Source organism: Marinobacter oulmenensis (genome assembly GCF_014201735.1).
Classification (GTDB): Bacteria; Pseudomonadota; Gammaproteobacteria; order Pseudomonadales; family Oleiphilaceae; genus Marinobacter; species Marinobacter oulmenensis.
Genome location: NZ_JACHFE010000002.1, coordinates 279,792 through 292,697, shown reverse-complemented (window position 1 = coordinate 292,697; position 12,906 = coordinate 279,792). Strand labels below are relative to the sequence as shown.

Genomic DNA, 12,906 nt, shown 5'->3' with positions numbered 1-12,906 from the left:
AGCCATCCCCAATGCAGGACCAACTACGGGCAGACATTCTCACCCGTCTGCGCACAGACTTTGACGGCAAGGAAAGCAGCGACGGCAAATACATGCGCCGCCTCCGCTGCCCGAGCTGCGGCAAAAAGGAAGCGTTCATCGCACTGGACGCACCCTGGATGCTGGCCTGCGGCCGTCAGTCCCGGTGTGGTGAACAGCACCACGTGAAGGAGCTGTTCCCGGATCTGTTCAATAGTTGGACAGAGCGAGTCGCCAACCGGGACAGAAAGCCCGGCGAAAAGCCCACCGGTACCGAAGTGGCTGATGCCTACATGGCCGACGGTCGTGGTTTTGATCTGGCCAAGATCTGCGGCTGGTACACCCAGGAAACCTACTGGGATTACGACCGCAACATTTCCAGCGCCACCGTGCGTTTCCAGATCAACGATCGGGACTTCTGGGAACGGCTGATCGACAAGCCGGAGCGCTTCGGAAAGATGAAGGCCCACTTTAACCGGGGTGCCGCCTTCCGTGGCGATGCCTGGGTTCCGCCGGCGCTGGACCTTTCCCAGTTGTCCGAGCTTTGGGTGGTGGAAGGCATCTTCGATGCCATCGCCCTATACCACGCAGGCATTCCGGCCGTGGCCGCTTTCAGTTGCAACAACTACCCGGAAAAGTTGCTGGCCAGAATCGCCGCCGCGTGCGAGGAAGCGGGCACCAAACCCCCGAAGATTATCTGGGCGCTGGACGGCGACAAGGCCGGCACCGCCTATATGCGCAAATTTGCCAACATGGCCAGCGCGGAAGGCTGGAAAGTCGGCGCTGCCACCATCCCCCAGGAAGGCAAAACAAAGCGCGACTGGAACGACGCCTGGCAACGTAAGGAACTTGTCAGCGAAGACGGCGAGGTAAACACCCGCGAATACCTGTACCAGGGTGATTTGGTGATTGCCCGCAGTGCTGGCGAAAAAGCCTCGCTAATCTTCAGCCACACCGGCCGCCGCGAATTCCCTTTCGGGTTCGGCAACCGCCTGTTCTGGTTCAGGCTCAAGATGGACGAATACCAGCAGGCCATTAACGAACTCGAGGAAAGCAGCGAGGCCCTGACGGATCGAGAAATCAAGGACAAGGCCCTGGAGCAATGCAACGCGGTATCAGAAATCGCCAACTGCTACCCCACGTTCCTGTACTACCTGGCCAACAAGGTAACGGACGAGTCCTGGTACTACAGCCGGGTGGATTTCCCGCACGACGGCACCCCCGTAAAAAACACCTTCTCCGGTGGCCAGTTGGCCAGCGCCAGCGAGTTTAAAAAACGCCTGCTGGGCATCGCCCCGGGCGCAGTCTGGACCGGCTCCAGCCAGCAACTGGACCGCCTGCTGAAGCAGCAAATCAGCGGCATTAAAACCGTAGAGACCATCGATTTCATCGGTTACAGCAAAGAGCACCAAACGTGGGTGTTCCCCGAGCTGGCCGTACACGCCGGCCAGGTGTTCGAGCTCAACAACGAGGACTACTACGACATCGGCCGCATGAGCGTGAAAACGCTATCCGAATCCGTGGGCCTGAACATCAACCGCAAAACCGCCGATTACGAGCATGGCTGGGCGCGGGATCTGGCCGACTGTTTCGGCCCCAAAGGCGTGGTGGCGCTGGCGTTCTGGCTGGGCACCCTGTTTGCCGAACAGATCCGAAGGGAACACAAGTCTTTCCCGTTCCTGGAGATCGTCGGTGAAGCCGGGTCCGGCAAGTCCACGCTGATCGAATTCCTCTGGAAGCTGGTCGGCCGGCAGGACTACGAAGGGTTTGACCCCAGCAAAGCCACGCTGGCCGCCCGGGCGAGGAACTTCGCCCAGGTGAGCAATCTGCCGGTTGTACTGATCGAATCAGACCGGGACCAGGACGCCGGCGCCAAGCAGAAGCAGTTCGACTGGGACGAACTCAAAACCGCCTACAACGGCCGCAGCGTGCGCAGCCGTGGCCAGAAGAATGGCGGCAACGACACCTACGAACCACCCTTCCGGGGCGCCATTCTGATCAGCCAGAACGCCCAGGTAAGCGCCAGCCCGGCGGTCATGCAGCGCATCTGCCACCTGACCTTCACTCGTGAAAGCCACAACGACACCACCAAGGCCCTGGCCGAAAAGCTGGAACGCACAGCCATGGACTCTGTGAGCGGCTTTGCCCTGCAGGCCACCACCAGCGAGGCCGGCGTCATGCGCCTGCTGAAAGAGCGCGCGCCGCTGTACGAAAAGGCCCTGGCCGAACTGCCGGAAATCCGCATTCTCCGGATCGCCAAGAACCACGGCCAGCTGCAGGCCCTGGTGGATTGCTTGGGCCGCGAATGCCTGAACCTGCTGCCGGAAAGCTACCTGGAACCTGCCCGGGAAATGGTCCAGTCCATGGCCCTGGAGCGCCAGACCAGCGTGAACGCAGACCACCCGATGGTGCAGGAATTCTGGGAAGCGTTCGACTACATCGAGGGCCTGAACGGCTACCCAATGTTGGACCACCACGGCGATGAAAAGCTGATTGCCGTGAATCTGAAGCACTTCGAACAGGTGTGCGCCGACATGAAGATCCGCACCCCGCCACTGACAGAGCTCAAGCGGCACCTCAAAACCAGCCGCAGCCGGAAGTTTGTCGACAGCAGCCGCACTGTGCGCAGCGTGATACGCCAGGGCCTCAACAACGGGGCCAAAGACACCGTGCGCTGCTGGATTTTTGAGAAAGAAGCATAGGCCCAAGGCCGGAACCAAAAGGAGAAACCCATGGAAGCAGTAAACACCCCAGCCGCCCGCCTGCACGACGTCGGCGAACTGACCGTGATCAACGACGACCACGGCCGCACCCACCACAAGGTGGCCATGGTGCTGGTTTTCGACAGCCAGGAACAGGCAGCCGCCTGCATGGAAGCCGGCCAGGTAAAGCTGGTACCGGCCCTGGACCTGCAAGCCGACGCCACGGAGCACCTGAACCATGGATAAAGCAGACATCGCCGGCGAGCTGATCGACGAAACCACGGCCGCCAACATCGCCAAACAAACCCGCGCCCTGCAGCCGGCCAACAACACCCCGGACTGCCTGGAATGCGGCGAAGAAATCCCCGCCGCCCGGCGGGAAGCCCTACCGGGCTGCGCCCACTGCATTGAATGCCAGCAGCTGCTGGACACAGCAAACAGAAACTACCGGTAACGGAGAAAAAGAAAATGACAGAAGCGACGCAAGAAAAACTGACCCCAGAAGACATGCTGGAAAACCTGCGGATCATGGCGGAGGAAATATTCCTGCTGGCCGTGACCATTAACGCCCGAAAGCTCGCCGTGGTGAACATTAAATATGCGGGCCACATTGACGTTCTGGACGCGGATGTTTTCGAGGCTGGTGCCAACTTCACAAATAAGGACCAGTTCCCCGATAGGCTCGCCAGCCTCTGGATGCCCTGCTACCTGATGGATGGTCTGAAAGACACCAGCTTTGCCAGGGATATGTACCAGGAAGAAATTCAGAAGGGCCGCGCTTTCAGCGAGTACCTAGACCAAATCCTGGAAACCAACCGCCCGCTGGTAGCGCGATAAGGAGCCTGGCCCATGAGCGAATGCAAATGCTTTGACGAAGTACTGGCGAAAGTCGCCAATAAACTGAGAGGCCGAATTCCGGAGTCGGAATCGGCGAGCTTCAAAGCTGACTGGCAGAACAAAACCATAGTCTTTGGTGAGGAAGAGCTAACCACCAAAATCGGGCTCCCTATCTCCTATGAGTTTCAGAAGATCAAGAAGTCAGGCGAGCCGCACAAGAACCTCACCAAAGACAGTATCAATGTGTTCATGAACTACTGCCCTTTCTGCGGCACAAGCTTGAAGGAGGAGCCTTCTCAGTGAAAGCGACGGTTTCCAACATCCGGTCCCGCGAATTTAAGACCCAGTACGGCCTCAGCTTTGAAGGCGAGATCAACGGCGACCTTTTCGCGGGCGGCGGTGGCGCCAGCACTGGCGTTGAGCTAGGAACCGGGCAGCCGGTTCACTTTGCCATCAACCACAACGAGGACGCCATCAGCCAGCACCAAGCAAACCATCCAGGGTGTCGTCATTACGTGAGCGATGTCTTTGAGGTGGATCCGCACCTGGTTGTTGCTGAGTTTGGTGGTCGCCTTGTCGGCCACCTCCATGCCTCCCCAGATTGCACTGACCATAGCCAAGCTGCCGGTGGTCAGCCCAGGAAAAAGGCCATTCGCTCACTGGCCTGGGTAGTCCACAAGTGGGCCGGCCGGGCCAAGCCCCGGATCATCACCATGGAAAACGTTGAACAAATGCTGAACTGGGCGCCGCTGGTAGCAAAGCGCTGCCCGAGTACCGGCCGCGTTGTTACGCTCGAGACCATTATTCACCCGAAAACCGGCCGCAAAACCTACCGTGTGGCCGAGCCAGGCGAGCGCGTGCCGGTTACCAATCAGTACCTGGTTCCCTGCAAAAAGCGCAAAGGCCAAAACTGGAAGCATTTTGTGGAAGGCCTCCGTGCCATGGGGTACCAGGTTCAGTGGCGAACTCTCCGCGCCTGTGATTACGGCGCCGGCACCACCCGGGAACGCCTGTTCCTCATCGCTCGCCGCGATGGCCTGCCAATTACCTGGCCCAAGCCCACGCATGCCAAGCACCCAAAGACTGGCCAGAAAAAGTGGGTCACCGCTGCCGACAGCATTGATTGGTCCATTCCGGTGCCGAGCATTTTCACCCGCAAACGGCCGCTGGCAGACAACACCCTGCGCCGGATCGCCAAGGGCATCCGGAGGTTTGTTTTGGACAACGCCGAGCCTTTCATAGTGCCCATCGCGAACTACGGCGCTGGTGAATCTGTGCAGCCGATTAATGAGCCGCTGCGCACTATCACCGCATGGCCCCGTGGCGGGTCATTCTCACTGGTGACAGCCTACATGGCCCAGATGAACGGCGGCTACAACGAAACACCAGGCCACGACCTGCGCAAACCCATGACAGCCATCACCAGCACCGGCAGCCAGCAGCAGTTGGTGACCGCGTTCCTGTCTCGCCAGTTTGGCGCCAGCATCGGCAGCGATGTGACGACGCCAGCACCGACCATCACCGCAGGCGGCGGGGGTAAGAGTGCCCTGGTGCAATGCACCCTGTCCCCCGAACAGGAAGCCGGCGCCCTGCAGGTGGCCGCATTCCTGATGCACTACTACAGCACCGGCGGTCAGTGGGGCGACCTGAACAAGCCACTGGGCACCATCACCACCAAAGACCGCCTGGCTCTGGTCACCGTGACGATCAAGGGCCAGTCCTATGTGATCGTGGACATCGGCCTGCGCATGCTCACGCCCCGGGAGCTGTACAACGCCCAGGGCTTCCCCCCCTCCTATGTGATCGACCACGGGCACGACGGCCGCAAGCTCACCAAAACAAAGCAGGTGCTATTCGTCGGCAACTCAGTGAGCCCCCACCCCATGGCAGCCATATGCCGTGAGGCCCACAGGGCAACAGCGCAGGCACCCCGAATTTCCGAAGGAGCCACAGCATGAGCAAAAAACGCCAAACCCGAAAGAAACGGAACAGCAACCAGGCGCGCGACCAGCGCCTGTTTGCCAACTCCCGCGTGTGGACATGGGAAGGCATGCCCAGCCCGGAAACCGGCCTTCAGGTAGTCACCTCCCAGCGCTACACCCCGTTCGGCTGGATCGACATGGGGCAAGACCTGGCCCAGCACATGCTGGACTACCCCCGCAACTGGTCCATCGGCGTCCGCGCCCTGTGCCGCAACATCGACGGAAAGGAATGGATGGAAAGCTGCGTGTTCGACCTGCCCAGCTACAACATCCAGCGCATCCAGGACGCCTACCACAACCTGCGCGCCGAAGTACTCAACGCCCAGCGCACAGACCAGGTATACGACATCGGCTGGATCTGCCGCACCTGGATAGGCGAAAAGCCAGAAGACCCCCTGGAACTCTGGCACTACCACGACGCCCCGGCCGGCATCATTCGCCAGGCCCTGGACAACGAACGCCAAGTCCAACGCCTCGCCGGCCCGGACTACTCACAAGAGCGCCAGCAACGCTGGCAGGAATTCAACACCCGTTACCTGGAAGAGCGGAAGCGGGAATTGGAAGAGGAACAAGCGGCATGAATAACAGCGACAACAGTTTTAAGGCAAGCCACTGCAATACATCTGGGCAATCTAAAAGCCCGGAAAGGTTAAAGCACCTGCTACCCAAACAAGCGGAAGAAAAGAAAGGATTAATATCCGATCAGGCGGGCAATGAAATGATTACAGAGAACATAATCGAAACCGCAATTTTTGAGGGGTTTAAGGACCAGTCTCAGCTTAGGGACCGCGGATTACCATTGCCTGGTAATGCGGGAGTTTTCAGGCAGGTCCGATTTGGCGACTACGGGATAGCCGATCTGGTCGCACTAGGTGAAGAAAAGGGTGAAAGGCGTGTTTATGTGTATGAGCTTAAAAGGGGCTCCATCGGCTTCAGGAATATAAAACAAATAACCAGATACATGGCTGCCGCCCGCCTTTGGCTAATACAGATGGGCATTTTAAAAGAAGGTGATGAAAGGCTTAACAGTGCCATAGTTGGAGTTCTAATAGGCACTAAAGTGGACCCGGCGATGTATGGCTTCATCGGTAGAAACATCAAAGTATTACAGGCCGAACTTCACGCTTTCGAAGGGGTGAAGTTCAGGGACTTTAGTTCTGCCAGCTACTTTAACTCATGGTCTTGTGGCGAGCCGGGCATTTACTTCAATGATGAGCCTCTGGCTGACGAGACTCTGTGCCGGATCAGGATGAAAGGCTTTGTCAGTGGTAACTATGACAGCCCAAGATTTTTAGATCCTGGTGACAAGGCAATGACTACATAAGTGGAGTGACCCTAAGTAGCCCGTAAATCAGATTATGAAAATAGAGAGCAGCGTGAGCATGAAAAGAGCAAACAATATTGGATTCAAAATGACTTACCAGGAACGCGAAGAATTGAAACGCTTCGCGGCTTACGGACAGTGTTTGCATGAGACGGTCACTATGATTGCCCACTGGATGAGGCAGGATAAGCCCGTACCTTTCAGTGACTATGCCTCAAACTGGGCAGCTGCAGAACAGCGTAAAGACGTTAGTGCAATGCGTGAACAGTGGCCTCTCAAGGGGCCAAGGAGAATCGCCGACAACTGCTCTGACTGGGATAGTTTCAATGACCCAGGCTACATTCGGCGATAAGGGGGGCAGGCAATGTCCGATAATAAAGGCGGCCACCTGGCCAGATCCGCAGCCATGCTCTGCCAAAACCCAGAGTTCCGGCGCTACCTCGACAGGGCCCAAAGCCACAAGGGCGGCGTGCACATCCCCGATGGCACCCACTCCGAGGAAGACGCGCGGGATCTGATCGTAACGGCCTGCAACATAGCAAGCCGGGCGGAACTGGACCACAACGTGCAGGCCGCCACCAAGTTCCGGCAGATCAAAGCCCACTTCAACCGCTGGAAAGCCCGGCAAGACCGGCGGGAGGAAGCCACACAGTGAGACCGGTCTCCATCCAGACCTTCATCCAGGTGGTGTACTGCGACGACAACGAACCGCCCTCGCCTGCCACCATCCGCAGACGCTGCCCGGAAATCCCGGGCGCGTTCCGCGACGGCCGGCGCTGGCGTATTGACCTGGACACCTATTTCGAAACAATGGAACGCCGCATCCGAGGCTTGCCGGAAAACCCGCAGGAGCTAGGATTACTTCAGGACCTCGCAGAACAGTTGCAGTAGCCATGGCACCACCACGCAGAAAGCCCGGCCAGGAGTGGCTTAACCGCTACCCTGGCCTTTACATCAATTCCCGCGATGGCGTATTCCACGTGCGCCATCCTATTACCCGTAAGCAAGGCAGCCTGAAAACCCGGGACCGGCAAACGGCCATCCGCCGCTGGGCCATCCTGCAGCAAATGTGGGAACAGGAAACGCCAGACTTCGACGCCCAGCTGATGGCCGGCAACATGGCCGCAGCCCGCCCCGCTGGCGCAGGCAGCCGCACCACCTTGCGCGACTACCTCAAACACTGGCGAACCGATGTACTCGGCCACCGGCCCACCAAAAACGGCGTTACCTGGGCCGAATGCCACGTGCTGTCAGAACGCGGCCGGAACAGGGGCAAGCCCATTGCCATACCCACCCGGCGAGACTACGCGAACGACGCGCGCCAGCTGGAAGAAAGCAAGGATTCCGCATTCACACTCACAGACCCGCGGATTTTGCGAAAGGTCCGGCGGCTACTATCGCCCTGGATCACCAAGCCCGTACACTACAACGGCCTCCGGAACACCCTTTCCCGCGTGTTTGCCCACGCCGTCCAGGACGGCCTGATCGACGCCAACCCGATACCAGACATCAAGAAGGTAGCGGAGCCGAAGCGGGATGTGCTGATACCCGACGACGCCTACGCCGAAATCACCGCCCACCTGTGCCTGCACAAGCTCAACAAACGCGAGCACGACGGCACCTGGCGCGCCAAGATCTGCGACATGATCTACATGATGAGCCAGCAGCCCATCGATGTTTTCGGCCTACGGGAAGACCAGATCCATGACCAGGAAGGCGAACACGGGGAGATCCACTTCGCCAGGCACAAAACCGCCGTGGGCATCGTCCTGGAAATGAACCAGGAACTGCGCGACCTGGTGGACTGGTTCCGCAACTTCAAGCGCCAACAGGGCATCATCAGCCCGTACCTGATGGTCTACCCCAACTACTTCGACAAACGCAGCCGCACCAAACCGGTGAAGCACCGCTTCATGCAGCTGTCCTGGGCGCAGGCCTGTGAAGATGCCGGCTACAAAGGCCAGTACCACCTGTCCGACTTACGGAAGAAAGGCCTTACCGATGAATTCCTGTCCCAGGGCGAGAACGACAAGGGCGGCCACGAAACCGAAGCCATGCGCAAACACTACCGCCTGGTGCGGCCACCGAAACGCAGCAAATCAACGCTGAAGTACATCAAGAAAAAGCAGGCATGAACCGGGGAAAACAGCAAAAGGATGTCGACCTGTTGTCGACATGATGTCGACATTCAAACGGCCGAGCGTTGCTACCGCTGCAAAGTACTGGATTTAAAAGGGAAAAAATGGAGGCGCGGGTCGGAATCGAACCGGCGTACACGGAGTTGCAGTCCGCTGCATAACCACTCTGCCACCGCGCCGGGGAAGTCAGGAACTGACTTTTGCTCTCAGGGGGCTTGAGAGACTGGATTGTGATTTCCACCCGGCAAACCGGAGAGAAATTGGAGCGGGAAACGAGATTCGAACTCGCGACCCCAACCTTGGCAAGGTTGTGCTCTACCAACTGAGCTATTCCCGCTTGCTTGAGGCGGTGCCTCATCAACGGCTGCGTATTCTACGGATTCCGTCCCGGCCGTCAACACTTTTTTTCAAGTTTCTGTTTTAACGGCGAATCTGGCCGAAAACTGACCAGCTTCACGAGCGTCGATCAAGCTGTGTTAAACTCCTCCCACACTCAACGGGGTGCCCTTTGCGGGCTGAGACCATACCCGCGGAACCTGATACGGTTTGTACCGGCGCAGGGATTGAGTGGCCATCCCAGTGGTTGCCGCGGTCTGGTCCCCCATTCAGACTCAGGTATCAGAACCATGCGTTTCCCAGCTTTTGCCGGTTTTCTTCTGGCCGCCCTGCCCGCTGTCGGTGCCGCTCAGCCATCGGCTGTGCTGAACGTCTATACCCATCCGTCGTTTGCCGCAGAATGGGGCCCCGGGCCTGCGGTAAAGCAGGCCTTCGAAGACCAGTGCGACTGCATCGTCAACTACACCGTGCTGGAAAGCGGCGGCGATATTCTTCAGCGCCTGCGCCTTGAGGGCGAAGGCACCGGGGCCGACGTCGTTCTCGGACTGGACACCGGCACCATGGAGACCGCCCGGCAGACCGGCCTGCTAGGCCAACACGAACGGAATCTGGATAATCTCAATCTGCCGATTGAATGGACCGATGAGGTGTTCGTGCCCTATGACTGGGGCTACTTTGCCTTCGTCTACGACACCGAACAGCTGCCAGAACCCCCGACCAGTTTCGAAGCCCTGCTCAATGCCCCGGATGATCTGAAAATCATCATCCAGGACCCCAGGACCTCCACGCCGGGCCTGGGGCTGCTGCTCTGGATGCACTCGGTTTATGGCGATCAGGCGGGGGCAAAATGGCGCCAGCTTGAAGACCACATTCTGGCGACGACGCAAAGCTGGAGTGACGGCTACTATTCACTGTTCATGAACGGCGAAGCGCCGATGATACTGTCCTACAGCACCTCTCCGGCGTACCACATGGCCATCGATAAAACCGATCGGTACCAGGCCGTCGCTTTCGAGGAAGGCCACTATCTGCAGGTGGAAGTCGCGGCCCTGGTAAAAACCTCCGACAAACCGGAGCTGGCACGCCGGTTTCTGGACTTCATGCTGACGCCGGCGTTCCAGCAACACATTCCCCTGAAGAATGTCATGTACCCGGCCATTGATCTTGGAGACAACCTGCCGCCGGTGTTCGAACGGCTCATCACGCCGGAAAAGGTCCTGTACATGGACCCTGCAGAGGTCGCTGCCAAGCGCAGGAGCCTGGTGGATGAATGGCTGAATGCCCTCACCCGGTAAGCCAATGACGGAGACGGTTTCAGCCGCAGTCTTCAGCCACCCGCGCTGGCGCTTCTGGCCGGGAATGCTGATTGCCCTGTCGTTTCTTGTACTGGTCCTGGCGGGCCTTGTCAGTCTGTTGCAGGCCGCCGGCTCGCTGGACCCGTCCAACGTGCTGGGCAATCGTTACCTGCGTGGCGTCGTAACCTTCACGGTCTGGCAGGCGCTGCTGTCCGTGCTTATGAGCCTTGGGCTGGCCCTGCCGATCGCACTCGCCCTTGCGCGCCACTCTCGCTTCCCCGGTCGGTCAGCCCTGCTGCGGCTGATGGAATTGAGCCTGGTGCTGCCGACCATCGTGGCCGTCTCGGGCATCATTGTGGTCTACGGTCGTCAGGGCTGGTTCACCAGCGCCGTCTCCGCCTGGCTACCCGACCATGGCTGGAACCTCTACGGGCTCAATGGCATCCTGCTGGCCCACGTGTTCTTCAATGCGCCCCTGGCAGCCCGGATACTGCTCCAGGCGCTGGAGTCCGTTCCCGAGCCACGCCTGCGGATAGCAGCACAGCTTGGTCTACAGAGCGTCTGGCTTTGGCGCGCGGTACAGTGGCCAGCTCTGAAACCCGTCCTGCCCGGGGTGATCGCCCTGGTTTTCACCCTGTGTTTCACCAGTTTCGCCATTATCATGACACTCGGTGGCGGACCCTCGGCCACCACGCTGGAAGTGGCCATCTACCAGTCTCTCCGCTTCGAGATGGATTTCTCCCAGGCTGCCATTCTGGCACTTATCCAGTTGGCCATCTGCGCCAGCCTGTGGTGGCTGGCGTTCCGGTGCAGGGCCGATACCGGTCTGCTACCCACCTCAGCCCGCACGCCCCATCTTCAAGTGCCAGGCTGGCCGGGACAGACGCTGATCAACGGCGCCCTTGTGGGCCTGTTTTCGGCATTCCTCCTGGCCCCCCTGGTTGCGACCACTGCCCGCGGTCTCCCGGCCCTTTTTTCCCCAGAGGGGCTGGCGGCCATCCAGAACCAGTTACTACCCGCCACCGGGCGCAGCCTGCTTATTGCCGTGCCGGCGGGTCTGGGCTCAGTCGTGATTGCGCTGCTGACGCTGGCGGCAGCCCGGCAAAGCGAGGGCCGGTGGCATTCCGGACTGCCGGTCGTTACCGGTTATCTCCCGCTGATTATTCCGCCCCTGGTGCTTGGGACCGGGCTTTTTATCCTGCTGCGGCCGAGCCCGGGCACGCCCTCCGAAGGCTGGGTTCTGGTGTCACTGATCAATAGCCTGATGGCGGTGCCGTTTGTCCTGCAGGTCCTGCGGGGTCCGTTCCTGTCAGTTGACGCCCATACGCTGCGCCAGGCCGATCAACTGGGCATTCTGGGCTGGCACCGCTGGCGCTGGATTTTCTGGCCATTGCTTCGCCGCCCGATGGCCCTGGGGCTAGCTTACGGCATCACGCTGTCCATGGGGGATTTTGGTGTCATCGCGATTTTCGGCTCACCCGGCCAGCCAACCCTTCCGGTTCTGCTGTATCAGCAGTTGGGCAGCTATCGTGTTGAGTCTGCTGCCGGCACGGCGCTGTGGCTGCTGGCGCTGCTGCTGATCATCTTTGCAGGGCTGTCGGGGCTGACACGCCCGAAAGGCGTTTTCCGGACAATCCAAAGGAGGAGCCCGTATGCTTGAAATCCGCCAGCTCAGCTTTTGCTATCCCGGTCAGTCCTCTGGCTGGACGTTCGGATTCTCCGTCGCACCCGGGGAATGCCTGGCGATCCAGGGCCCGAGCGGTTCCGGTAAATCCACGCTGCTGGGACTGATCGCAGGCTTCCTGGCGCCGGATCGCGGCGAAATCCTCTGGCAGGGGCAGGCGATACACAATCTGTCACCCTGGCAGCGACCGGTCACCAGCGTGTTTCAGGATCATAATCTGTTTGAACACCTGGATGTATTCACCAACATTGGGCTTGGCCTGCATCCGGGCATGAAGCTGAACCCGGAACAGGCGTCCGCCATCAACCAGGGGCTGACCCGCGTCGGCCTTGAAGGTTTCGGTCAACGACGGCCCGGGGAATTGTCCGGCGGCCAACGCCAGCGTGTTGCCTTGCTGCGCTCGATCCTCAGGCGCCAGCTGGTGCTGCTTCTGGATGAGCCACTGACGGGCCTGGACACGCAAACACGATCCACCCTGTACCGGATGCTGACCGAAGAAAAAGCCCGGGGCGTTGCCCTTGTGCTCGCCAGTCACGATGAGGAAGATCGTCGTGTACTGGCAGACCGGCACTGGAATCTTTAAGCTGGCA

Annotated in this window: 15 protein-coding genes, 2 tRNA genes and 1 riboswitch; of the genes, 15 read left to right on the top strand and 2 right to left on the bottom strand. The window is 59.4% G+C overall.

Going from position 1 to position 12,906, the window contains the following annotated elements:
- Positions 1 to 11 precede the first annotated feature (11 nt).
- From HNR38_RS04610 to HNR38_RS04555, 12 genes are read left to right on the top strand one after another with little or no spacing between them, the layout of a single operon-like run.
- Complete coding sequence (locus tag HNR38_RS04610; RefSeq protein ID WP_183700252.1) at positions 12 to 2,720, top strand: toprim domain-containing protein; 2,709 nt, start codon at positions 12 to 14, stop codon at positions 2,718 to 2,720.
- Positions 2,721 to 2,750: 30 nt separating this feature from the next.
- The gene (locus tag HNR38_RS04605) at positions 2,751 to 2,966 is read left to right on the top strand and encodes a hypothetical protein (RefSeq protein ID WP_183700250.1); all 216 of its coding nucleotides are present in this window, start codon (positions 2,751 to 2,753) and stop codon (positions 2,964 to 2,966) included.
- On the top strand, positions 2,959 to 3,174 hold the full coding sequence (locus HNR38_RS04600; RefSeq protein WP_183700248.1) for a TraR/DksA C4-type zinc finger protein: 216 nt from the start codon (positions 2,959 to 2,961) through the stop codon (positions 3,172 to 3,174). The genes HNR38_RS04605 and HNR38_RS04600 overlap by 8 nt, the downstream gene beginning before the upstream one ends.
- A 14-nt stretch (positions 3,175 to 3,188) precedes the next feature.
- Positions 3,189 to 3,557 (top strand): hypothetical protein, encoded by a 369-nt coding sequence (locus HNR38_RS04595; protein WP_183700246.1) that lies wholly within the window; start codon positions 3,189 to 3,191, stop codon positions 3,555 to 3,557.
- A 12-nt stretch (positions 3,558 to 3,569) separates the two neighbouring features.
- A complete protein-coding gene (locus tag HNR38_RS04590) occupies positions 3,570 to 3,860 on the top strand; it encodes a hypothetical protein (RefSeq protein ID WP_183700244.1) in 291 nt (96 codons plus the stop codon).
- Complete coding sequence (locus HNR38_RS04585) at positions 3,857 to 5,515, top strand: DNA cytosine methyltransferase (protein ID WP_343068233.1); 1,659 nt, start codon at positions 3,857 to 3,859, stop codon at positions 5,513 to 5,515. Before HNR38_RS04590 ends, HNR38_RS04585 begins: the two co-directional genes overlap by 4 nt.
- A complete protein-coding gene (locus HNR38_RS04580) occupies positions 5,512 to 6,120 on the top strand; it encodes a hypothetical protein (protein WP_183700242.1) in 609 nt (202 codons plus the stop codon). Before HNR38_RS04585 ends, HNR38_RS04580 begins: the two co-directional genes overlap by 4 nt.
- The gene (locus HNR38_RS04575; protein ID WP_183700240.1) at positions 6,117 to 6,863 is read left to right on the top strand and encodes a hypothetical protein; all 747 of its coding nucleotides are present in this window, start codon (positions 6,117 to 6,119) and stop codon (positions 6,861 to 6,863) included. Before HNR38_RS04580 ends, HNR38_RS04575 begins: the two co-directional genes overlap by 4 nt.
- Positions 6,864 to 6,921: 58 nt before the next feature.
- Positions 6,922 to 7,215: a hypothetical protein gene (locus HNR38_RS04570; protein ID WP_183700238.1), complete on the top strand. Its 294-nt coding sequence runs from the start codon at positions 6,922 to 6,924 to the stop codon at positions 7,213 to 7,215.
- Between the two features lie 12 nt (positions 7,216 to 7,227).
- The gene (locus HNR38_RS04565) at positions 7,228 to 7,518 is read left to right on the top strand and encodes a hypothetical protein (RefSeq protein ID WP_183700236.1); all 291 of its coding nucleotides are present in this window, start codon (positions 7,228 to 7,230) and stop codon (positions 7,516 to 7,518) included.
- Positions 7,515 to 7,754 (top strand): hypothetical protein, encoded by a 240-nt coding sequence (locus tag HNR38_RS04560; protein WP_183700234.1) that lies wholly within the window; start codon positions 7,515 to 7,517, stop codon positions 7,752 to 7,754. Before HNR38_RS04565 ends, HNR38_RS04560 begins: the two co-directional genes overlap by 4 nt.
- 2 nt (positions 7,755 to 7,756) lie before the next feature.
- A complete protein-coding gene (locus HNR38_RS04555) occupies positions 7,757 to 8,998 on the top strand; it encodes a site-specific integrase (RefSeq protein WP_183700232.1) in 1,242 nt (413 codons plus the stop codon).
- 108 nt (positions 8,999 to 9,106) lie between these two features.
- Here HNR38_RS04555 and HNR38_RS04550 read toward each other — a convergent pair.
- Both HNR38_RS04550 and HNR38_RS04545 read right to left on the bottom strand, forming a co-directional pair.
- Positions 9,107 to 9,180, bottom strand: a tRNA-Cys gene (locus HNR38_RS04550).
- Positions 9,181 to 9,262: 82 nt separating this feature from the next.
- A tRNA-Gly gene (locus HNR38_RS04545) sits at positions 9,263 to 9,338 on the bottom strand.
- Positions 9,339 to 9,488: 150 nt separating this feature from the next.
- Positions 9,489 to 9,581: riboswitch (TPP riboswitch) on the top strand.
- Between the two features lie 46 nt (positions 9,582 to 9,627).
- On the opposite strand from HNR38_RS04545, the gene thiB reads away from it, so the two are divergent.
- From thiB to HNR38_RS04530, 3 genes are read left to right on the top strand one after another with little or no spacing between them, the layout of a single operon-like run.
- Positions 9,628 to 10,632: a thiamine ABC transporter substrate binding subunit gene (gene thiB, locus HNR38_RS04540; RefSeq protein ID WP_183700230.1), complete on the top strand. Its 1,005-nt coding sequence runs from the start codon at positions 9,628 to 9,630 to the stop codon at positions 10,630 to 10,632.
- Between the two features lie 4 nt (positions 10,633 to 10,636).
- Positions 10,637 to 12,292 carry an ABC transporter permease subunit gene (locus HNR38_RS04535; protein ID WP_183700228.1) on the top strand — a complete coding sequence of 552 codons (1,656 nt, stop codon included), beginning with the start codon at positions 10,637 to 10,639 and terminating at the stop codon, positions 12,290 to 12,292.
- The gene (locus HNR38_RS04530; protein WP_183700226.1) at positions 12,285 to 12,899 is read left to right on the top strand and encodes a thiamine ABC transporter ATP-binding protein; all 615 of its coding nucleotides are present in this window, start codon (positions 12,285 to 12,287) and stop codon (positions 12,897 to 12,899) included. The genes HNR38_RS04535 and HNR38_RS04530 overlap by 8 nt, the downstream gene beginning before the upstream one ends.
- Positions 12,900 to 12,906 lie beyond the last annotated feature (7 nt).

Excerpts from the sequence above, each read along its gene's own strand:
- HNR38_RS04610 (WP_183700252.1), top strand. The coding sequence starts at position 12 with ATGCAGGACCAACTACGGGCAGACATTCTCACCCGTCTGCGCACAGAC.
- thiB (WP_183700230.1), top strand. The coding sequence starts at position 9,628 with ATGCGTTTCCCAGCTTTTGCCGGTTTTCTTCTGGCCGCCCTGCCCGCT.
- HNR38_RS04580 (WP_183700242.1), top strand. The coding sequence starts at position 5,512 with ATGAGCAAAAAACGCCAAACCCGAAAGAAACGGAACAGCAACCAGGCG.
- HNR38_RS04600 (WP_183700248.1), top strand. The coding sequence starts at position 2,959 with ATGGATAAAGCAGACATCGCCGGCGAGCTGATCGACGAAACCACGGCC.
- HNR38_RS04530 (WP_183700226.1), top strand. The coding sequence starts at position 12,285 with ATGCTTGAAATCCGCCAGCTCAGCTTTTGCTATCCCGGTCAGTCCTCT.
- HNR38_RS04595 (WP_183700246.1), top strand. The coding sequence starts at position 3,189 with ATGACAGAAGCGACGCAAGAAAAACTGACCCCAGAAGACATGCTGGAA.
- HNR38_RS04570 (WP_183700238.1), top strand. The coding sequence starts at position 6,922 with ATGAAAAGAGCAAACAATATTGGATTCAAAATGACTTACCAGGAACGC.
- HNR38_RS04590 (WP_183700244.1), top strand. The coding sequence starts at position 3,570 with ATGAGCGAATGCAAATGCTTTGACGAAGTACTGGCGAAAGTCGCCAAT.
- HNR38_RS04565 (WP_183700236.1), top strand. The coding sequence starts at position 7,228 with ATGTCCGATAATAAAGGCGGCCACCTGGCCAGATCCGCAGCCATGCTC.
- HNR38_RS04535 (WP_183700228.1), top strand. The coding sequence starts at position 10,637 with ATGACGGAGACGGTTTCAGCCGCAGTCTTCAGCCACCCGCGCTGGCGC.
- HNR38_RS04575 (WP_183700240.1), top strand. The coding sequence starts at position 6,117 with ATGAATAACAGCGACAACAGTTTTAAGGCAAGCCACTGCAATACATCT.
- HNR38_RS04555 (WP_183700232.1), top strand. The coding sequence starts at position 7,757 with ATGGCACCACCACGCAGAAAGCCCGGCCAGGAGTGGCTTAACCGCTAC.
- HNR38_RS04605 (WP_183700250.1), top strand. The coding sequence starts at position 2,751 with ATGGAAGCAGTAAACACCCCAGCCGCCCGCCTGCACGACGTCGGCGAA.